A 19,725-nucleotide genomic window follows, 5' to 3' on the forward strand; every position below is an offset into this window, starting at 1 on the left:
TCGTCGAGTGTGCCGGCGCCATCACTGGTCTTGTACAAGCGCCAGCACCGATAGCTGTTCGTCATTTTTCATGATGCATTGCACCAAAGCACTTTTTTGCTGCTCTGCCGGCCTGCCGGGCGCATGGTAGACTCGTACGATGACCAATTCGTCAATTGCCACGCAGGAAAGTTCTCCGCACGTGCTGCTGTCCCCGATTCCCCTGTTTTTCGTCTTCCTGTGGAGCACGGGTTTTATCGTGGCCAAGTTCGGCCTGCCGTATGCGCCGCCGCTGACGTTCCTCGTGCTGCGCTTTGCCGGCGTGCTGTTGCTGCTGGTGCCGCTGATCCTCGTGATGCGCGCGCCCTGGCCGCACGGCAAGGTGCGTCATATTGCCGTGGCTGGCGTGCTGGTGCATGCCGGCTACCTGGCCGGGGTGTGGTGCGCCATCAAGCTGGGCATGCCGGCCGGGCTGTCGGCCCTGATCGTGGGCATGCAGCCGATCCTGACGGCGTTTGCCGCGCCGCTGCTGGGTGAAACCGTGCGGCCCCGTCAATGGCTGGGCCTCGTTTTCGGGCTGGGCGGCGTCGCCCTCGTGGTGGCGGCGAAGATGTCGCTGGTGGGCCTGAGCTGGCAGTCGCTGGCCTTGTGCGTCGGTGCCCTGTGCTCGATCACGGCAGGCACCCTGTATCAAAAACGCTACTGTGCCCAGTTCGACCTGCGCGCGGGCACCGTCATCCAGTATGGCGCCGCTGCCGTCGTGCTGTTGCCGCTGGCAATCCTGTTCGAAGGGCTGACGCCGGCGCTGGCCAGTGTCGAATGGACACCGCGCTTCGTCGGCGCGCTGCTGTGGTCGATCCTGGCCCTGTCGATTGGCGCGATCTTCCTGCTGTTCGCGCTGATCCGGCGCAGCGACGCCACCCAGGTCACAAGCCTGCTGTACCTGACGCCGCCCACGACGGCCGTGATGGCCTGGCTGATGTTCGGCGAAGCATTCAATTGGCTGGGCATTGCCGGCATGGTGCTGGCCGTGGTCGGCGTCATTTTCGTCGTCAAGAAATGAGGACTGCATGATTTCAACTCCAGAACAACAGGCGGTCGATGCCGCCATCGCCTCGCGCCGCTCGATCCGCGCCTTCCTGCCCACACCCGTCGAACGGGAAGACGTGGCCGCCATTCTCGAGGTGGCGCGCCGTGCACCGTCGGGCACCAACACGCAGCCGTGGAAGACCTATGTGCTGATGGGCCAGGCCCGCGACGCCCTGTGCGATGCCGTCACGGCGGCCTATCTCGACCCGGCGGAAAACGCCCGCCACCAGGAGGAATACGCCTACTACCCGCGCGAATGGAAAAGCCCGTATATCGACCGCCGCCGCAAGGTGGGCTGGGACCTGTATGCGCTGCTGGGCCTGAAGCGGGAAAACAAGGACGGCATGGCCGCCCAGCACGCCCGCAACTTCCGCTTCTTCGATGCGCCCGTCGGCCTCGTCTTCACGATCGACCGTACGATGGAACAGGGCTCCTGGCTCGACTATGGTATGTTTTTGCAGAACATCATGGTGGCCGCACGGGGTCGGGGCCTGGATACTTGCCCACAAGCAGCATGGACACAATTCCATCGAATCATTGCAGAACGGCTGGCATTGCCGGACAATGAAATGGTGGTCTGCGGGATGGCGCTCGGTTTTGCCGACATGGAAAAAATCGAGAACAGCCTCGTGACGGAACGGGAAGCACTGGAAGGCTTCGTCCGCTTCATCGACGGGTGATGACGCGCTTGCTGATATTTGCGCCAATGTTCCGTTGTTTGGCTGCATCAGGATACGTAGAAGTGTTTTATGCTTGATCAGACTTTACGCACGACAATATGATTTACGCTTGCGGCTGCACCGAATTTTGCTACACTGCAACTGTATTCAGGACCTCGACATTTGCGGCCGGCGCCCACCAGGGCATCGCCAGCGACATCTGGGATCTTCCGAAGACACGCGGCAGGCGGCATGAGCGCGGGTCAGGGCGAGGTTCCATCAACATGCGGCAGGGCTTTCGAGGAGTCGTGCCGCGGCTTTTGCGGGGATGAACCACATGCATAAACTACTCATCGGTGCGCTGATTTCGGCACTGTGCCTCTCGGTGCCGGTCACGACCGTGCACGCCGCACAGGGCGCGAAAAAGACCACCGTCAAGAAATCCACCGTCAAGCGCGCCAAGGCCAGTCCGGCCAAGGCAAGCAAGAGCAAGGCCGGCCTGCGTCGCGTCGCCAGATTCGAAGCCCAGCCGCGCGAGCGCCTCGTCAAGCGTGTCGTCGTCGAGCGGGGCAAGCGCAAGGTGGTGTACCAGCGCCTGACCAATGTCGGCACCCCGGCCCGTCCCACGATGGGCGACCTGGCCGGCCTGAACCTGACGCGCGACCCGCTCGACCTGAAGTCGAACGTGGCCCTCGTGCTGGACCAGAGCAATTCCGAAGTGTTGTTCGAAAAGAATGCCAACGTGGCGCTGCCGATCGCGTCCATCACGAAGATGATGACGGGCCTGGTGGTGGTCGAAGCGGGCCTGGACATGGATGAAGTGCTGACCGTGACGGACGAGGATGTCGACCGCGCCAAGTTCTCCAGCTCGCGCCTGAAGGTGGGCGACCAGCTGACGCGCCGCAATATGCTGCATATCGCGCTGATGAGCTCGGAAAACCGTGCCGCGTCGGCCCTGGGGCGCCACTATCCGGGCGGCCTGCCTGCCTTTGTCGCGGCAATGAACGCCAAGGCGCAAGCGCTGGGCATGCACGATACCCGCTACGTCGATTCGAGCGGCCTGTCCAAGCAGAACGTGGCCAGCGCACGCGACCTGGCCCGCCTGGCCCTGGCCGCCTACGAGCACCCGATCCTGCGCGAATTCTCCACCGATCCGAAGGCGGTGGTCGAACGCAACGGTCGCCCGGTGCAGTTCGGCACGACGAATGGTCTCGTGACGCCCAATTCGGGCTGGGAAATCGGCCTGCAGAAAACCGGCTTCATCAACGAAGCAGGGCGCTGCGTGATGATGCAGGCCGTGATCGAAGGCCGCGCCGTCATCATGGTGCTGCTGGACGCGAAAGGTTCCGCGGCCCGCGTGGCCGATGCGATGCGCATGCGCAAATGGCTGACGGCCCTGAAGCCGCCGGGCTTCTCCGCTTCCGGCGGCGGCACGGCCATCGGCACCGTTGGCGCGATGGGCGGCTCCGGCTATGGCGCCAGCATGGCGGCACCGCGGACCAGCGCCGGCATGTAGCCTGGAAATGACAACGCCGGCAAGCGCCGGCGTAGGAAGTGAAGACTGAAGCTCACGACCCGGCACCGCGCCGGGTTTTGTTTATTCCGCCGCCGCCGTATAGCCCAGGGTGGCGGAAATCTGGTTGGCCGTGGCTACCAGGTCTTCCAGCCACTCGTCCTGCAGGCGGTCGGCCGGCGCGGAGATCGACAAGCCCGCCACCAGCTTGCCGCTGTCGTCGCGGATGCCGGCGGCCATGCAGCGCACACCCAGTTCCAGTTCCTCGTTATCGCGCGCATAACCGCGCGCCCGCACCAGCGACAGCTCGCGTTCGAGCTTGCCCAGGTCCGTGATGGAATTCTTGTTGTGGCCGGCCAGGCCCGTACGGGTGGCGTAGGCGCGGATGGCCTTCGGCTCGTCCACCGACAGGAACAGTTTGCCCGTGGACGTCAGGTGCAGCGGGCCGCGTCCGCCGATGGCGCGCACCACCTGCATGCCGGAGCGCTCGGAAAAGGCGCGGTCGATGTACACGATCTCGTCGCCCTGGCGCACGGACAGGTTGATGGTCTGCTGCGTCTTCTTGTGGAGCGAGCGCATGAAGTCCAGCGCCGCTTCGCGCACGGACAGGCGGCTTTTCACCACATTGCCCAGTTCCAGCAGGCGCATGCCGAGGCGGTAGGTACCCGGCTCGATGCGGTCGACGAAGCGGGTCAGCACCATGTCGTTCAGGATGCGGTGGGCCGTGGACGGGTGCAGGCCCGACACTTTCGACAATTCCTTCAGGCTGACCGGGTCCGGGTATTTCGCCAGGGCGTCGAGCAGGGCAACCATGCGCTCGATGACCTGGATAGTTGTTTTTTGTTCCGGCAGGGATTCGATTTTCATGATGTGGTTGGTGCAGTGCAGTACGTTCTCCTTCTTTATACCATGATGTGAAAAAAATGGGAATCGAGGGGAGGGTGTCACGGCGCCGCTATAATGGCGCACCGTAGCATTTTCCCATCTATCCTTTCATTCCAAGCGCCTTCCATGACCGATCCCGTCAGCCAGTTCAAGAGCAAAAGCGGCTTGAAACGCATCCTGTCCGCGTTCTTCTATTCCGTCGATGGGCTGAAATCGGCGTGGCGCCATGAACACGCTTTTCGCCAGGAACTGCTGCTGTTCGTCGCCGGCGGCATCGTTGCCATGCTGCTGCCGATCTCATCATTCCAGAAACTGGCGCTGATGGGCGTGCTGGTGCTGGTGCTGATCGTCGAGCTGGTCAACTCGGCCATCGAGGCCGTGGTCGACCGTATTTCACTCGAACGCCATCCGCTGTCGAAGAATGCCAAGGATTTCGGCAGCGCCGCCGTGCTGCTGGCCGTCATGCTGGCCGGCGCCACGTGGGCTGTCGTACTGTTCAACCGCTTCTGGTAGGTTCTATATGCCCTGCGGGCATATGGATGCGACAAAAGCTTAGTTCTATTTTATAAGCCGCCGGGCTACTCTGCGTTATCCATTCAAAAGGGGAATTCAGATGTTCTCGAAGAAAATCAGTACGCTTGCTGCTGCCGTTGTCACCACCCTGGCCCTGTCCGCCGCGGCCCATGCCGCCGACGTTACCCTGCTCAACGTGTCGTACGACCCGACCCGCGAGCTGTACCAGGACGTGAACACCGCTTTCGCCAAGGAATGGAAGGCGAAGACGGGCGACAACGTGAAGATCAAGCAATCGCACGGCGGTTCGGGCAAGCAGGGCCGCGCCGTCATCGACGGCCTGGAAGCGGACGTCGTCACCCTGGCGCTGGCCTACGATATCGACGCCATCGCCGAGCGGGGCCTGCTGAACAAGGACTGGCAGAAGCGCCTGGGCCACAATTCCACGCCGTACAGCTCGACCATCGTGTTCCTGGTGCGCAAGGGCAATCCGAAAGGCATCAAGGATTGGGCCGACCTCGTCAAGCCCGGCATCCAGGTCATCACGCCGAATCCGAAGACTTCCGGCGGCGCCCGCTGGAACCACCTGGCTGCCTACGGCTACGCGCTGCGCCAGCCGGGCGGCAGCGATGCCACGGCGCGCGACTATCTGAAAAAGCTGTACAAGAACGTGCCCGTGCTCGATTCCGGCGCCCGCGGCGCCACCACCACCTTCGTCGAACGGGGCATCGGCGACGTGCTGATCGCGTGGGAAAACGAAGCCCTGCTGGCCATCAAGGAACTGGGCCCGGACAAGGTGCAGATCGTCGCGCCGTCCGTGTCCATCCTGGCCGAGCCGCCCGTGGCCATCGTCGACAAGGTGGTCGACAAGCGCGGCACCCGCAAGGTGGCCGAGGCCTACCTGGCCTGGCTGTACACGAGCGCAGCGCAGGAACTGATCGCCAAGAACTACTACCGCCCGTCGGTAGAAAAGGAAGCGAAGAAATACGCCGCCCAGTTCCCCAACGTGAAGCTGTTCAAGCTGTCTGACGTGGCCGGTGACTGGACCCAGGCCCAGAAGACCCACTTCGCCGACGGCGGCGTGTTCGACCAGATCTACGCCAAGTAAGCCCATCATGGCCGGCACGCTCTCGCCGTTTCGCCTGCTGGTCGCGCCGGGCCTGCATAACAGCGGCCCGGATCACTGGCAAAGCCGCTGGCAGCGCCTGTATCCCGCGTTTCAACGGGTGCAGCAGCGCGACTGGAGCACGCCGGACCTGGCGTCCTGGCGCTCGCGCGTCGATGCGGCGCGCCAGGAAGACCGCCGTCCCACCCTGATCGTTGCGCACAGCTTCGGCTGCCTGGCCTCGGTGGCCAGCGTGGCGTGCGATCCTTCCCATGTCGCCGGCCTGCTGCTGGTGGCGCCGGCCGACCCGGACAAGTTCGGTGTGGCCGGCCAGCTGCCCGTGACGGAACTGCCTTGCCCCAGCATCCTGATTGCCAGCAGCAACGACCCGTGGATGACGGCGGAGAAGGCGCGGCTGTGGGCCGAACGCTGGGGCAGCAGCTATGTCGCCGCTGGTGCGCTGGGGCATATCAATGCCGAGTCCGGCCTGGGCGACTGGCTGTTCGGCCAGCAGCAGTTGCAATTACTGGCGGAACGGGCGCACAATGTCCGGGTTGCACAATATTGATGTTTACCTAAGAATAAATTTTGATTCCTGGAGGATTCTCATGACTCTACGCCTCGGCGACACCGCCCCTGATTTCGAACAGGATTCCACCATCGGCCCCATCAAGTTCCATGAATGGGCGGGCGACTCGTGGGTCGTGCTGTTTTCCCACCCGGCCGACTTCACCCCCGTCTGCACGACGGAACTGGGCCTGACGGCGAAACTGAAGCCCGAGTTCGACAAGCGCAACGTGAAGGCCATCGCCCTGTCGGTCGACCCGGCCGATGCCCACAGCGAGTGGATCAAGGACATCGAGGAAACCCAGAAGACCGTTGTCGGCTTCCCCATCATCGCCGATGCGGACCGCAAGGTCGCCACCCTGTACGACATGATCCACCCGGAGCAGTCGGCCACGGCCACCGTGCGTTCGCTGTTCGTCATCGACCCGGCCAAGAAGATCCGCCTGCAACTGACCTACCCGATGAGCACCGGCCGCAACTTCGACGAAGTGCTGCGCGTGCTGGACGCCCTGCAGCTGACGGACAAGCACACCGTGGCCACGCCGGGCAACTGGAAGGACGGCGATGATGTCATCATCCCGCTGACCGTGCAGGACCCTGAAACGATCAAGCAGAAGTACCCGAAAGGCTTCACCGCCCCGAAACCTTACCTGCGCCTGACGCCACAGCCGAACAAGTAATTGCCAAAAAAATGGGGACAGACCCCATTTTTCGAGCAACTTTTTCCGGGAAGCCGGCTCGCGACACCTCGTCGCCAGCCGGTTTTTTTGTGGCCATAGCGCTTATGGCATCTAAGCAAATGACTAAAGGTTAGTTTGGTTTATAACGTCTCTCTGCGAATATTCGGCCTCAATATCCGAAAATGTAATAAGAGGGGCGTCTATGTCTGCAGTGCTGCCGGTTGCAAAGCCGGTTTCCGTCGAAGCGGCGAAGAAGAAACGGGCGCCTTACCGCGTCATGCCGGGCTTTAAGCTCTCGCTCGGGTTCACGGTGTTCTACCTGACCCTGATCGTGCTGATCCCGCTGTCGTCCGTGTTCCTGAAGACGTTTACGATGACGTGGGAAGCCTTCTGGGGCGCCGTCACGTCGGACCGGGTGATGGCCTCGTACCGCCTGACCTTCGGCGCCTCGCTGATCGCCGCCTCGCTCAACGTCGTCTTCGGCGGTATCGTCGCCTGGGTGCTCGTGCGCTACCGCTTCCCCGGCAAGCGCCTGGTCGATGCCCTGGTCGACCTGCCGTTCGCGCTGCCCACGGCCGTTGCCGGCATCACGTTGACGGCGCTGTATTCGTCGAACGGCTGGCTCGGTACCTTCATCGAAGGCACCCTGGGCATCAAGGTTGCCTTCACGCCGCTGGGCGTGGTGCTGGCGCTGACCTTCATCGGCCTGCCGTTCGTCGTGCGCACGGTGCAGCCGGTGCTGGAAGACGCCGAGCGCGAACTGGAAGAGGCGGCCGCCTCGCTGGGCGCCTCGTCGCTGCAGACCTTCGTCAAGGTGGTATTCCCCACCATCCTGCCTTCGCTGATGACGGGCTTCGCGCTGGCCTTCGCCCGCGCCACCGGCGAATACGGCTCCGTCATCTTCATCGCCGGGAACATGCCGATGGTGTCGGAAATCACGCCGCTGTTCATCATCACCAAGCTGGAACAGTACGACTACACGGGCGCCACGGCCATTGCCGTCGTGATGCTGATCGTGTCCTTCATCATGTTGTTGACGATTAACCTGCTGCAGGCCTGGGCGCGCGGCAAGTCCGGGAAATAAACCAATGAGTACATCTACCCGCCGCGGCGAACTGCCGACCGTCTCCGACGTCCTCGAACCGGCCTGGGTGCGCTGGGTCCTGTTGACCGTCGCCCTGGGCTTTTTGACCCTGTTCCTGTTCGTGCCCCTGGTGGCCGTCTTCACGGAAGCCCTGCGCAAGGGCTGGGAAACCTATGTCGAAGCCATCATCGACGAAGACGCCATCTCGGCCATCAAGCTGACGCTGATCGCGGCCGGCATCGCCGTGCCGCTGAACCTCGTATTCGGCGTGGCCGCCTCGTGGGCCGTGGCCAAGTTCGAGTTCCGCGGCAAGAGCCTTCTGCTGACCCTGATCGACCTGCCGTTCTCCGTGTCGCCCGTGATCTCGGGCCTGATCTACGTGCTGATGTTCGGCGCGCAGGGCTGGTTCGGTGAATGGCTGGCGGCCAACGACATCAAGATCCTGTTCGCCGTGCCGGGCATCGTGCTGGCGACGATCTTCATTACCTTCCCGTTCGTGGCGCGCGAGCTGATTCCGCTGATGCAGGCGCAGGGCAGCGAGGAAGAGGAAGCGGCCGTCGTGCTGGGCGCGTCGGGCTGGCAGACCTTCTTCCGCGTCACGCTCCCCAACATCAAATGGGGCCTGCTGTATGGCGTGATCCTGTGTAACGCCCGCGCGATGGGCGAGTTCGGCGCCGTGTCGGTGGTGTCCGGCCATATCCGCGGCGAGACCAACACGATGCCGCTGCAGGTGGAGATCCTCTACAACGAATACAACTTCGTGGCCGCCTTCGCCGTCGCATCGCTGCTGGCGCTGCTGGCACTGGTCACGCTGGCACTGAAAAGCTTCATCGAATGGCGCCTGCACGAAAGCCGCGCCGACGACGACACGCACAACTGATACCGAATACCGGAGCAAGACATGACGATTGCAGTTAAAAACATCAACAAGCGCTTCGGCGACTTCGTGGCGCTGAACAATGTGTCGCTCGACTTCCCGGCCGGCGAGCTGACGGCCCTGCTGGGCCCTTCCGGCTGCGGCAAGACCACGCTGCTGCGCTGCATCGCGGGCCTGGAACATCCGGATTCGGGCCAGGTGCTGCTCGATGGCGACGATGCGTCGGCACGCCACGTGCGCGAGCGCCAGGTCGGCTTCGTGTTCCAGCACTACGCGCTGTTCAAGCACATGACCGTGTTCGAGAACGTCGCCTTCGGCCTGCGCGTGAAACCGCGCGCCGAGCGGCCTTCCGAAGACCAGATCCGCCGCAAGGTGAAGGACCTGCTGGAACTGGTGCAGCTGGACTGGCTGGCCGACCGCTATCCGCCGCAGCTGTCCGGTGGCCAGCGCCAGCGGATCGCCCTGGCGCGCGCGCTGGCCGTCGAGCCGCGCGTGCTGCTGCTGGACGAACCGTTCGGCGCGCTCGACGCCAAGGTGCGCAAGGAACTGCGCCGCTGGCTGCGCCGCCTGCACGACGACCTGCACGTGACGTCGATCTTCGTCACGCACGACCAGGAAGAAGCGCTGGAAGTGGCCGACCAGGTGGTCCTGATGAACAAGGGCACGGTCGAACAACTGGGCACGCCGGACGAGGTGTACAACCATCCCGCTTCGCCCTTCGTGTACGGCTTCCTGGGCAACGTCAACGTCTTCCACGGCCGCGTGCACGAAGGCGTGCTGGCCAGCGACGGCGTCAACTTCGACGTGCCGGACCACCACCGCGTCCAGGACGGCAAGGGCACGGCCTATGTGCGCCCGCACGACCTGGAGATCGACCGCTACGAACAGGGCGCCGAAGGCATCGTCGTCAAGCTGCGCCGCGCCCATGCCATCGGCCCGCTGGCCCAACTCGACCTGGAACGGGCCGACAACGCCCAGCTGATCGAGGCCACCATTTCGAACGAGCGCTTCCGCAACCTGGCGCTGAAGGAAGGCGAGACCCTGGTGGTGCGCCCCAAGCGCCTGCATGTATTCGTCGACGGGGGGGCATCCATATGAATTTCCAACAACTGCGCTCGATCCGCGAGGCGGCGCGCCGCAACTACAACCTGACGGAGGTGGCCAATGCACTGTTCACGTCGCAGCCGGGCGTGAGCCGACAGATCCGCGAACTGGAGGACGAGCTGGGCGTCGTCATCTTCGAACGCAACGGCAAGCGCCTGACGGGCCTGACGGAGCCGGGCAAGGGCATCCTGAAGATCATCGACCGCCTGCTGATCGAGGCGGAGAACCTGCAGCAGGCCAGCCTGGAATACAAGGGCCAGAGCACCGGCACTCTGACGGTGGCGGCCACGCACACGCAGGCACGCTACGCGTTGCCGCGCGCCGTGCAGCACTTCCGCAACGCGTTCCCGGACGTGCGCATCGCCCTGCAACAGAGTTCGCCCGAACACATCGCCGAATGGGTTTTGTCGGGCAAGGCCGATATCGGCATCGCCACGGAAGGCCTGTCGCAATTTCCCGACCTGGTGTCCTTCCCGTGCTACCGGTGGAGCCACCTGATCGTCGTCCCGGAAGGACATGCGCTGCTGCAGCGCACGCCCGTGCGGCTGGAAGACCTGGCTGAATTCCCCCTGATTACGTATGACGTGGGCTTCACGGGCCGCGGCCATATCGACGACGCCTTCGACAAGGCCGGCGTGCGGCCGGACATCGTGCTGACGGCCATGGATTCGGACGTCATCAAGCAGTACGTGTCGCTGGGACTGGGCGTCGGCCTGGTGGCATCGATGGCCTTCGACCACGGCCGTGACCAGGGCCTGCGCGCCATCGAAGCGTCGCACCTGTTCGCGTCGAACACGACCCGCCTGGCCGTACGCCGCGGCGCCTACCTGCGCGCCTACGCCTACGAATTCATCGCCCAGTTCGCCCCCGAGCTGAAGCGGGGCGATATCGAGCAGGCATTGCTGGGGGCCGAGGCGGCGTAGGCGGAGGGCGGCGCGGCGAGCCGCAGTCGCCGGTTGTGAAGCAAGGATCCCGGACCCTGCCGGGACTTTTCTTTTCTCGAATTGGTCGCTTCAAACCGGGCGGTCCGCTGCGGCGGCCTGCCACCGGTCTTGAAGTAACCGGTCGGCAGCCGGGGCATGCCGGTGCGCGCGGCTCGATCACCGCTCGCCCCTGAGGATGTAGATCGGCTTTTCCGCTTCGCCTTTCTCTACCAATGCCAGGTGACGCTGCAGTGTCGTGCGTTCCTTGTCTTCCTTTGCCGCCGCCACCAGCTTGCGCAGGATGGTCGCGTGCGCCGTCTGCAGCGCCTGCGTCGCCGGCACGGCGATGTCAGGTTTTACGCCGACGTGCTCCCAGTTGGTCTTCGTGACGATATTGGTCGTGCGCGCGGTCGGGATCGCAACGAGGATGCCGTGCCCCACGCCGAACAGGCTCACGGGATTGGCGCCGCCGCCGGTGGTTTCGCCGACCACCGTCCCCCGCTTCTGCGCCTGGAAGCTGTAGGCGCAGTCCTCCCCGCCGGAGAACGTGCGGGCCGAGGTCAGCACGTACACAGGCTTGTCGTAACGCTGCGTCACCGTCGACGAGGTCCAGAACTGCCGCGTCGTATTGTCCGGGCGATCGTAGATGTCGATCAGGTGACGCACGTCGCCGGACGGGAAGAAATGGCTCATCAGGTAAGCCACGGAGGCGGGGCTGCCGCCGCCGTTGCGGCGCAGGTCGAGGATCAGCGCATCCGTCCCCGCCAACAGCGACATCGCCGCCGTGTATGCCGGGCCGACGAATTCCGAGACGCCGAAGCCGCGCAGCTCGATGTAGCCGACGTTGCCGGGAAGGCGCTCGATCTTCTCGATGCCATAGCCTGTCCGCATGGCCTCGTCGTGCGCGTTGTTGGCGACGGCGCTGCCGGGAGACCGCGTTTCGCCGAGCCTGGTGCCGAAATGCAGGTCGCCGCTGAAGTCGCGCAAGTCCTTCGCCAGCGCGGTACTGAACGCCTGCACGGTGGCGGCGGCCCCATAGCCGCCTGCCGCATGCTTCCTCGCGATTGCACCGCCGACCCGTTCCGCCACTGCCGGATCGATGTAATTCGCCGTCATCGTCGCTGCAAGTGTCTGCAGGACCGCAGCGCGGTCGGACGCCTTCAACGGGGTGTCTTCCGCCGCCGCGGCGGAAAACGACACGAGGGTACCCAACAAGACGCCTGCGACAAGCTTCCTTTTGCCTGACATGCTTCCTCCATTTGGACTGCCGATGGTCCGATCGACATGTAAAAAATTGCGGGAACTGCGCCTCGCGTGGGCGGCATCGCCCCGCGCGCCGGTGTGCATGGCTGCATCATCGGGCTTGCCGGCGAGGAGGTCATCTTAGGCCATGGCCTGACGGCGGTCGAGGCCATTGCGCCGACCCGTGCATAGGCTGCGGCCAGCCGGTTCGGGCGGGAGGTGGTGGCCGGCTGAATCCGGTGTCTGGCGCCGAATTCAGCCGGTGAAGGCGGGCTTACCAGCTGTAGTTCAGCCTGGCGTAGTAGTGGCGGCCGTTGAAGCCTGCGGGGGACCAGATGCTGTACGGGTAGATGCCGTTGACGTTCAGGTTGGCCGTCGACGTGGTCCTGTCCGGGTAGCTGTCGGTGATGTTGTCGACGCCAGCCGTGACGCGCCAGTTCTGAGCCAGCTTGACGCTGCCCGACACGTCCAGCACCCACTGGCGGCCATAGGTCTGGTCGTTGGCGGGATTGTTCTGCGGGACGGTGAAGCGGCCGTAGTTGGTGGCCTGGACGTGCGCGTTCCACCTTGACGCCGTGTAGTCGGCGCCGAGGCTGAGCTTGTCCTTGGGCGAGCCGACCGTGTTGCGCAGCACCGTCTGGCGGTCGATCAGCTGCACGTTGTAGGCCGACAGCAGGGCCGGGTTGGCCGCCACGTTTTCCACCTGCGTCTTGTTGCGGTTGTAGGCCGCCGTGAAGTCGAGGCGGTCGCGGCCCGCCAGGTCGATGCGGTAGGTGCTGACGATATCGACGCCCGTCGTTTTGGTGTCGATGGCGTTGGTGAAGTAGCGGCCCGCGCTGACCGTCACACCCTGTGCGGCCAGCACGTTGCGCAGCGTCTGGGGCAAGGTCATGTTGGCCGACAGCGCGATGCGGTCGTCGACGAAGATGCGGTAGACGTCGACGCTGGTGGTGAAGTTGCGGGTCGGCGCCAGTTGCAGGCCGATGCTGTAGTTGCGCGCCTTTTCCGCCTTCAGCGGCGCGGCGCCCAGCGCCCGGGCGGCGGCGCTGCCGACGGCGAAGGTGCCCGTTTCGACCGCCACGTTCTGGTTGCCGATGACGGAGAAGTTGGTGGTCGTGATGGTGTAGAACTGCTGCGCCAGGGATGGCGCGCGGAAGCCAGAGGAAGCCGTGCCGCGCAGCGAGACCCGGTCGTTGAAGGCGTAGCGCGCCGAGGCCTTGGCCGACGTCGTGCTGCCGAAGTCCGTGTAATGCTCGTAGCGCGTGGCCAGCGCGCCGGACAGCTTCGGCGTGACCTGCGCTTCCAGGTTGACATAGGCCGACTGGTTGCTGCGGCTGTTCTTGCCCGCATTGACGGGGCGGAAGCCGGCGAAGCCCTGGGCACCGCTGCCGGCATACGAAGCCTCGTCGCCGGCGCCGATCTCGTAGGCTTCATGGCGGACTTCCAGACCCGTGGCGACCGTCAGCGGACCGCTGAACACGGCCACGGGAATTTCCCGCGCCAGGTCGAAGTTGGCCACCGACTGCGTATTGGTCAAGGTGCCGAGGTGGAAGTGGGTCGGGCTGTTCGCGCTCAGGCTCTGGTTGACCGTGTTGTCGATATCGAGCTCGAAGCGGTTGCGGCCATGGTCGACGCTCGCATCCCAGCGCCAGCCGGCGTAGTCGCCGCGCAGGCCGACCACCAGCGAGGCGTCCGTCGATGTGCTGTTCTGCAGGGGCAGGAAGCCGTTCGGGAACAGCGGCGTGCGCTGCTCCTTGCGCGGCGGCTGCCCCGTCGTGACCAGGGCCGTGCGCCACGTGGCGGCCGATTCCGTGTCGCGCGTGCCGTACTGGCCGAAGGCATACAGGTCGGTGTTCTCGCCGACCTGGTACTGGGCGTTGAACAGCACGTTGCGCGGCTGCGTCTTCGAGTCGCCGTAGCGCTGCGTGACCTGGCCGTACAGGGGCTCGTCGCGGTCGCGCGTGTCGGCGCCCGCGCGGTTGGTCGGATCGCGGTCGGCCGCTTCGGCCGCCAGGCGCAGCCAGCCCTTGTCGCCCAGCGCGAAGCCGCCGGACGCCTTCAGCGTGACTTGTTTGCCGTCGCCTGCATCGTATTCGCCGTAGCCGATTTCGACGTCGCCGCCCTTCGGTCCCTTCTTCAGGATGATGTTGACGACACCGGCGATGGCATCGGACCCGTATTGGGCCGAGGCGCCGTCGCGCAGCACTTCGATATGGTCGATGGCCGACAGGGGAATCGCGTTCAGGTCCACCGGCGCCGAGCCCCGTCCGGCCGTGCCGTTGACGTTGATGACGGCCGACGAATGGCGGCGCTTGCCGTTCACCAGCACCAGCACCTGGTCCGGCGCCAGGCCGCGCAACTGCGCCGGGCGCACCGCATCCGATGCATCGGCGCCGGAAGGGCGGGGGAAGTTCATCGACGGCAGTACGCGCGCCAGCACGGAGGCCAGCTCGGTCGAGCCGGAGGCCTGCAGCTCCTTGGCGCCGATGACGTCGATGGGCGACTCGGAATCGGCGCTGCGGCGGTTCTTCGCATAGGTGCCGGTGACAACGACGGTCTGCATATCGGGCGCCGGCAGCGCCTCCTGCGCCAGCACCGGTGCGGTGGCCGTGGCGATCAGGGACAGGACGAGAAGGGAACGGTGATTCAGGCGTGTGCTCATCATAAGTGTGAATGGTGTTCGATCACACTATATTAAAGGCCCGCACCCCGCACACGAACGATTGCTAAGCGCTTTGCTTATGAATTTTCCATCTATGCACAACTTGCCCGAAAAATGGGGACAGACCCCATTTTTGGAGCAACTTTTGCAGCACTACTGGCCTGGATTGGGCAGGCTGGCGTGGATGGCGTCGACGGCGTCGACGACGTGCTGCGGCAGCTTGACCGTGCAGGCGCCGATGTTTTCCTCCAGCTGCGCCAGCGACGTGGCGCCGATGATGGTGGATGCGACGAACCAGCGCGAGTAGCACCAGGCCAGCGCCAGCTGCGTCGGCGTCATGCCGTTGTCCCGGGCCAGCTGGGTGTACCGGGCCACGGCGGACAGCACGGCGGGACGCAGGTAGCGCGGGCTCCACGTGGGCGGGAAGATCGTCAGGCGGCCGCGCGCTTCCGGGTTGTCGAGGTATTTCGCCGTCAGCTGGCCGAACGCCAGGGGGCTGTAGGCCAGCAGGCTGACGTCCTCGCGGAAGCAGGTCTCGTCCAGCAGGCTCGTTTCGTAGTGACGCGCCGTCAGGTTGTACAGGTTCTGGATCGTGGCGATGCGCGGCAGGCCCTTCATCTCGGCCTGCTTGACGAATTCGCACACGCCCCACGACGATTCGTTCGACACGCCGATATGGCGGATCTTGCCCTCGTCGACGAGGCGGCCCAGCGCGGCCAGCGTGTCCTCGATGGCGACGGCCTCGCGCTCCTTCTGCGGGTCGAACACGGTGGCGCCGAAGATGGGCACGTTGCGGCTGGGCCAGTGCAGCTGGTACAGGTCGATGTAGTCCGTCTGCAGGCGCTGCAGGCTCGCTTCCACGGCCGCGCGCAGGTTCGCTTCGTCGAAGTTCTGCTTGCCCCCGCGCAGCCAGGTGGCGTTCGGATTGGGCCCGGCCGCCTTCGTCGCCAGCACCACGTCGGCGCGCCGGCCGCTCTTTCTCAGCCAGGTGCCGATAAAGCGCTCGGTGGAACCCTGCGTGGCGGCGCTGGGCATGACGGGGTACATCTCTGCCGTGTCGATGAAGTTGATGCCCCGCTCCAGTGCCAGGTCCAGCTGGCTGTGCGCGTCGCTTTCCGTGTTCTGTTCGCCGAACGTCATCGTGCCCAGGCAGATCCTGCTGACCGCCAGGCCGGTGCGCCCCAGTGTGACTTGTTCCATCCGCTACCCTTTACGTTTGTTGTCAATGGCGCAGCGCGTCCGCGCAATCGCGCACCAGTGCCGGGCCGGCGTAAATCAGGCCGCTGTACAGCTGCACCAGCTGGGCACCCGCGTCGATTTTCGCACGGGCATCGGGACCACGCATGATGCCGCCCACGCCGATGATGGGCACGGCTTCCCCCAGCTCCGCCTTCAGCAGGCGGATGACCTGGTTCGACAGCTCGAACACGGGCGCGCCGGACAGGCCGCCCGCCTCGGCACCATGCTGCATGCCTTCCACGGCCGTGCGCGACAGGGTGGTATTGGTGGCGATGACGCCGTCGATGCGGTGGCGCAGCAGGGCATCGGCGATGTTCTTGACCTGGTCGCCGTCCATGTCCGGCGCGATCTTCAGTGCCAGCGGCACGTAGCGCTTGTGCTGGTCGGCCAGGCGCTGCTGCGCGTCCTTCAGCTGGGCCAGCAGGCCATCGAGCTCGGAACCGCCCTGCAGCTGGCGCAGGTTCTTCGTGTTGGGCGAGGAGATATTGACCGTCACATAACTGGCGTAGGGATAGACCTTCTGCAGGCAGTGCAGGTAGTCGTCGGCGGCCCGTTCGATGGGCGTGTCGGCGTTCTTGCCGATGTTCAGGCCCAGGATGCCTTCCTTGTTGCGGTAGAAGCGCGAGGCCTGGACATTGGCGACGAAGGCGTCGACACCGCCGTTGTTGAAGCCCATGCGGTTGATGATGCCGTGCGCGGCCGGCAGGCGGAACATGCGCGGCAGCGGATTGCCCGGCTGCGCGCGCGGCGTCACGGTGCCCACTTCGATCGAGCCGAAGCCCAGGTCGGCCAGGGCGTCGATATAGGCCCCATCCTTGTCCAGGCCCGCGGCCAGGCCGACGGGATTCCTGAACGTCAGGCCCATCACGGTGCGCGGGTCCGGCGCGGGCGGGCGCACGACGGCGCGCAGCAGGCCAAGCTTGCCCAGGCGTTTCAGGTTATGCAGGGTGAAGTGGTGGGCGCGTTCGGCGTCCATCGAGAACAGCGCGGGGCGCAGCAGGGAGTACAGGAAATCGGACATGTGGGAGCTTGTGCTGGTGGAGTGCCGCCATTTTACATGGCGGCGCCACCCGCCCTCACTGCCCCAGCACGCTCCACACGCCCTTGCGGCGCGCCTCCAACGGCTGGAACTTGATCTTGTAGCTCATCTTCGGGCTTTCCTCGATCCAGTACCCCAGGTAGACATAGGGCAGGCCCAGTTCGCGCGCCTGGGCGATCTGCCACATGACGTTGTAGGTGCCGAAGGAGGCGCCCGGCACGTCCGGGTCGAAGAAGGTATAGACGGAGGACAGACCGTCGGACAGCACGTCGATGATGCTGACCATACGCAAGGTGCCGTCCGGCTCGCGGAATTCCACCAGGCGCGTATTGACGCGGCTTTGCAGCAGGAACTGGGCATACTGGTCGCGGCTGTCCTGGTCCATGCCGCCGCCCGCATGGCGCGTGCTCTGGTAACGCAGGTACAGGGCGTAGTGCTCGTCCGAGAACGACAAGGTGGCAACACCGGTGCGCAGGTCATTGTGGCGGGCCCAGGCGCGCCGCTGGCCCCGCGTGGGCGCGAAGGCATCGGCCACGACGCGCACGGGAATGCAGGCCTGGCAGCCGTCGCAATACGGCCGGTAGGTGAAGATGCCGCTGCGCCGGAAGCCGTTTCGCACCAGTTCGGAATACACGTCCGCGTTGATCAGATGCGACGGCGTGGCGACCTGCGAGCGGGCCTGGCGCGAATCCAGATAACTGCAAGGGTAGGGCGCCGTCGTGTAGAACTGGAGGGCCGCGAATGGAAGGTCGTTTAGCTGCGTCATGCAGAACCTGTGGTCAGCGTAGGGCGGTTGACGGGACAGATCGGCCGGCGCTCTTGCCGGCGGATGAAGATATCATAGCGCGTTCCGCCCGAACCATGTGTTCGCCCACGCGTACCCTGTCAATCCTGCCTGGCCGGCCTCACGCGGCGGCCGTGAACGGCGGCACGGGAATCCAGTTGCGGATGCGCGGCTTGGCGATGGCCTGGCGCAGGTGGGCCAGGAAGTCGGCGCGGGGAATCGGCGCCGCGCCCAGCGAAGCCAGGTGGCCCGTCTCCTGCTGGCAGTCCACCATCTGCACGCCGTGCAGTTTCAGGAAGTGCACGAGGTAGGCCAGCGCCACCTTGGAAGCGTCCGTGGCGCGGGCGAACATCGATTCGCCATAGAACATCTGGCCGATCGACACGCCATAGGCGCCGCCCACCAGCTCGCCATCGAGCCATACTTCCGACGAGTGCGCGAAACCCAGCGCGTGCAGGCCCGTATAGCCGCGCACGATGTCCTCGGAAATCCACGTGCCGGGGCCGTCGCGGCGGGGCGCGGCGCAGGCGCGCATCACCTGCTCGAAGGCGCTGTCGAAGCGCACCTGCCAGCGCCCGTCCGTGCGGCCGCTCTTTTCCACCTTCTTCAAGGTCTTTTTCAGGCTGTCGGATACCTTGAAGTCGGCCGTCTTCAACACCATGCGGGGATCGGTGCTCCACCACAGGATCGGCTGGCCTTCGGAAAACCACGGAAAGATGCCGTTCCGGTATGCCGTCAAGAGCCGCTCCGGCGACAGGTCGCCGCCCGCTGCCAGCAGGCCGGGCGCCTCCGTCGTCAAGGCTTCGGACACATCGGGAAACGGCGTGTGAGCGCCCAGCCACGGGATCATGACGCTTCGGGGCCGCGCATGGGGCGCGTGATGTCCTGGGTGTGGAAGCCGTAGCCGGCGTCGCCTTCGCGCATGCGCGCCCGGTCCGCGAAGAACAGCTCCAGGGTGGCGCGGATGGTGGGGAAGGCCAGCTCTTCCCAGGGGATTTCGCTTTCCGTAAACATCCGCACGTCCAGGCTTTCCTCGCCGGGGGCGAAGTCGAGGTCGCGCAAGGTGGCCAGGTAGAACATATGCACCTGGTGCACATGCTGCACATTCATCAGGGCAAACAGCTTACCCAGCTCGACATTGGCGCCCGCTTCCTCCACCGTTTCGCGCAGCGCGGCGGCCTCGGTGGTTTCATTGTTTTCCATGAAACCGGCCGGCAAGGTCCAGTAGCCATAGCGGGGCTCGATGGCCCGCTTGCACAGCAGCACCTTCAGTTCGCCGTCGTCTTCCCACACGGGCAAGGTGCCCAGCACCATTTTCGGGTTCTGGTAATGGATGGTGGCGCACTGGGTGCACACGTAGCGGGGACGGTTGTCGCCGGCGGGCACCATCAGCTCAACCGGATGAGCACATTCGGAACAAAATTTCATAGGCATCGGAATTGGTGGGAGCCGGACCTGCCTGCTGCCGAGATGGCGCGGCGGATCGGGTCCTGGTTGTCTAACGCTTACTTTACACCGATTGGCCGCCGCCGCGTACCGCCCGGCACGACCGCGCAGGGTCCGCCAGCAAATAAATCCGGGCTATCATGCGCGAATCGAGGATTGATATTGCCTAATTGCTCGCAGTGCCCTATAATACGTTCATCAGACGCGGGGTGGAGCAGTCTGGCAGCTCGTCGGGCTCATAACCCGAAGGTCACAGGTTCAAATCCTGTCCCCGCAACCAAATTCGAGAAAACCGCCATGTGCAAGCATGGCGGTTTTTTTACGTTCGTCGCCTG

General features: G+C 64.7%; 19 protein-coding genes and 1 tRNA gene. 12 read left to right on the forward strand and 8 right to left on the reverse strand.

Annotated elements, in window-relative coordinates:
• Positions 1 to 139 precede the first annotated feature (139 nt).
• From GM672_RS04930 to GM672_RS04940, 3 genes are all read left to right on the forward strand, one after another.
• Entirely contained in the window at positions 140 to 1,042 is a 903-nt protein-coding gene (locus GM672_RS04930; RefSeq protein WP_155469410.1) for a DMT family transporter, read from the forward strand.
• A gap of 7 nt (positions 1,043 to 1,049) precedes the next feature.
• A complete protein-coding gene (locus GM672_RS04935; protein ID WP_155469411.1) occupies positions 1,050 to 1,748 on the forward strand; it encodes a nitroreductase in 699 nt (232 codons plus the stop codon).
• Between the two features lie 316 nt (positions 1,749 to 2,064).
• Positions 2,065 to 3,243: a serine hydrolase gene (locus GM672_RS04940; RefSeq protein ID WP_155469412.1), complete on the forward strand. Its 1,179-nt coding sequence runs from the start codon at positions 2,065 to 2,067 to the stop codon at positions 3,241 to 3,243.
• 81 nt (positions 3,244 to 3,324) lie between these two features.
• Here the strand turns inward: GM672_RS04940 and GM672_RS04945 are convergent, their stop codons facing one another.
• The gene (locus tag GM672_RS04945) at positions 3,325 to 4,107 is read right to left on the reverse strand and encodes an IclR family transcriptional regulator (protein ID WP_155469413.1); all 783 of its coding nucleotides are present in this window, start codon (positions 4,105 to 4,107) and stop codon (positions 3,325 to 3,327) included.
• 144 nt (positions 4,108 to 4,251) lie between these two features.
• Here GM672_RS04945 and GM672_RS04950 point away from each other — a divergent pair, with 144 nt between their 5' ends.
• The 8 genes from GM672_RS04950 (at position 4,252) to GM672_RS04985 (ending at position 10,978) form a co-directional block, all read left to right on the forward strand.
• Positions 4,252 to 4,638 carry a diacylglycerol kinase gene (locus GM672_RS04950; protein ID WP_155469414.1) on the forward strand — a complete coding sequence of 129 codons (387 nt, stop codon included), beginning with the start codon at positions 4,252 to 4,254 and terminating at the stop codon, positions 4,636 to 4,638.
• 100 nt (positions 4,639 to 4,738) lie between these two features.
• The gene (locus tag GM672_RS04955) at positions 4,739 to 5,746 is read left to right on the forward strand and encodes a sulfate ABC transporter substrate-binding protein (protein ID WP_155469415.1); all 1,008 of its coding nucleotides are present in this window, start codon (positions 4,739 to 4,741) and stop codon (positions 5,744 to 5,746) included.
• Positions 5,747 to 5,753: 7 nt separating this feature from the next.
• Positions 5,754 to 6,311 (forward strand): RBBP9/YdeN family alpha/beta hydrolase, encoded by a 558-nt coding sequence (locus GM672_RS04960; protein ID WP_155469416.1) that lies wholly within the window; start codon positions 5,754 to 5,756, stop codon positions 6,309 to 6,311.
• Between the two features lie 40 nt (positions 6,312 to 6,351).
• Positions 6,352 to 6,990 (forward strand): peroxiredoxin, encoded by a 639-nt coding sequence (locus GM672_RS04965; RefSeq protein WP_155469417.1) that lies wholly within the window; start codon positions 6,352 to 6,354, stop codon positions 6,988 to 6,990.
• 202 nt (positions 6,991 to 7,192) lie between these two features.
• The gene (gene cysT, locus GM672_RS04970; RefSeq protein ID WP_371867029.1) at positions 7,193 to 8,074 is read left to right on the forward strand and encodes a sulfate ABC transporter permease subunit CysT; all 882 of its coding nucleotides are present in this window, start codon (positions 7,193 to 7,195) and stop codon (positions 8,072 to 8,074) included.
• Positions 8,075 to 8,078: 4 nt separating this feature from the next.
• The gene (gene cysW, locus GM672_RS04975; RefSeq protein ID WP_155469418.1) at positions 8,079 to 8,954 is read left to right on the forward strand and encodes a sulfate ABC transporter permease subunit CysW; all 876 of its coding nucleotides are present in this window, start codon (positions 8,079 to 8,081) and stop codon (positions 8,952 to 8,954) included.
• A gap of 21 nt (positions 8,955 to 8,975) precedes the next feature.
• Positions 8,976 to 10,049, forward strand: a complete 1,074-nt coding sequence (locus GM672_RS04980) for a sulfate/molybdate ABC transporter ATP-binding protein (RefSeq protein WP_155469419.1) — start codon at positions 8,976 to 8,978, stop codon at positions 10,047 to 10,049.
• Positions 10,046 to 10,978, forward strand: a complete 933-nt coding sequence (locus GM672_RS04985; RefSeq protein WP_155469420.1) for a CysB family HTH-type transcriptional regulator — start codon at positions 10,046 to 10,048, stop codon at positions 10,976 to 10,978. The genes GM672_RS04980 and GM672_RS04985 overlap by 4 nt, the downstream gene beginning before the upstream one ends.
• A gap of 177 nt (positions 10,979 to 11,155) precedes the next feature.
• Here the strand turns inward: GM672_RS04985 and GM672_RS04990 are convergent, their stop codons facing one another.
• The 7 genes from GM672_RS04990 to GM672_RS05020 all read right to left on the reverse strand — a co-directional run bounded on the left by GM672_RS04990 (position 11,156) and on the right by GM672_RS05020 (position 19,372).
• Positions 11,156 to 12,094: a S41 family peptidase gene (locus GM672_RS04990; RefSeq protein WP_170299935.1), complete on the reverse strand. Its 939-nt coding sequence runs from the start codon at positions 12,092 to 12,094 to the stop codon at positions 11,156 to 11,158.
• A 400-nt stretch (positions 12,095 to 12,494) separates the two neighbouring features.
• The gene (locus GM672_RS04995; protein WP_229417557.1) at positions 12,495 to 14,882 is read right to left on the reverse strand and encodes a TonB-dependent receptor plug domain-containing protein; all 2,388 of its coding nucleotides are present in this window, start codon (positions 14,880 to 14,882) and stop codon (positions 12,495 to 12,497) included.
• Positions 14,883 to 15,035: 153 nt separating this feature from the next.
• Positions 15,036 to 16,082, reverse strand: a complete 1,047-nt coding sequence (locus tag GM672_RS05000; protein ID WP_155469423.1) for an aldo/keto reductase — start codon at positions 16,080 to 16,082, stop codon at positions 15,036 to 15,038.
• Positions 16,083 to 16,104: 22 nt separating this feature from the next.
• Positions 16,105 to 17,142, reverse strand: coding sequence for a quinone-dependent dihydroorotate dehydrogenase (locus tag GM672_RS05005; protein WP_155469424.1), 1,038 nt, complete (start codon positions 17,140 to 17,142; stop codon positions 16,105 to 16,107).
• Positions 17,143 to 17,197: 55 nt separating this feature from the next.
• Entirely contained in the window at positions 17,198 to 17,926 is a 729-nt protein-coding gene (locus tag GM672_RS05010) for an arginyltransferase (RefSeq protein WP_155469425.1), read from the reverse strand.
• A gap of 139 nt (positions 17,927 to 18,065) precedes the next feature.
• Positions 18,066 to 18,794, reverse strand: a complete 729-nt coding sequence (gene aat / locus GM672_RS05015; protein WP_155469426.1) for a leucyl/phenylalanyl-tRNA--protein transferase — start codon at positions 18,792 to 18,794, stop codon at positions 18,066 to 18,068.
• Entirely contained in the window at positions 18,791 to 19,372 is a 582-nt protein-coding gene (locus GM672_RS05020) for an NUDIX hydrolase (RefSeq protein ID WP_155469427.1), read from the reverse strand. The genes aat and GM672_RS05020 overlap by 4 nt, the downstream gene beginning before the upstream one ends.
• 221 nt (positions 19,373 to 19,593) lie before the next feature.
• Between GM672_RS05020 and GM672_RS05025 the strand changes: the two genes are divergently transcribed.
• Positions 19,594 to 19,670 (forward strand) — tRNA-Met (locus tag GM672_RS05025).
• The last annotated feature ends 55 nt before the right edge of the window (positions 19,671 to 19,725 follow it).

This window comes from Pseudoduganella buxea (assembly GCF_009720835.1).
Classification (GTDB): Bacteria; Pseudomonadota; Gammaproteobacteria; order Burkholderiales; family Burkholderiaceae_D; genus Rugamonas; species Rugamonas buxea.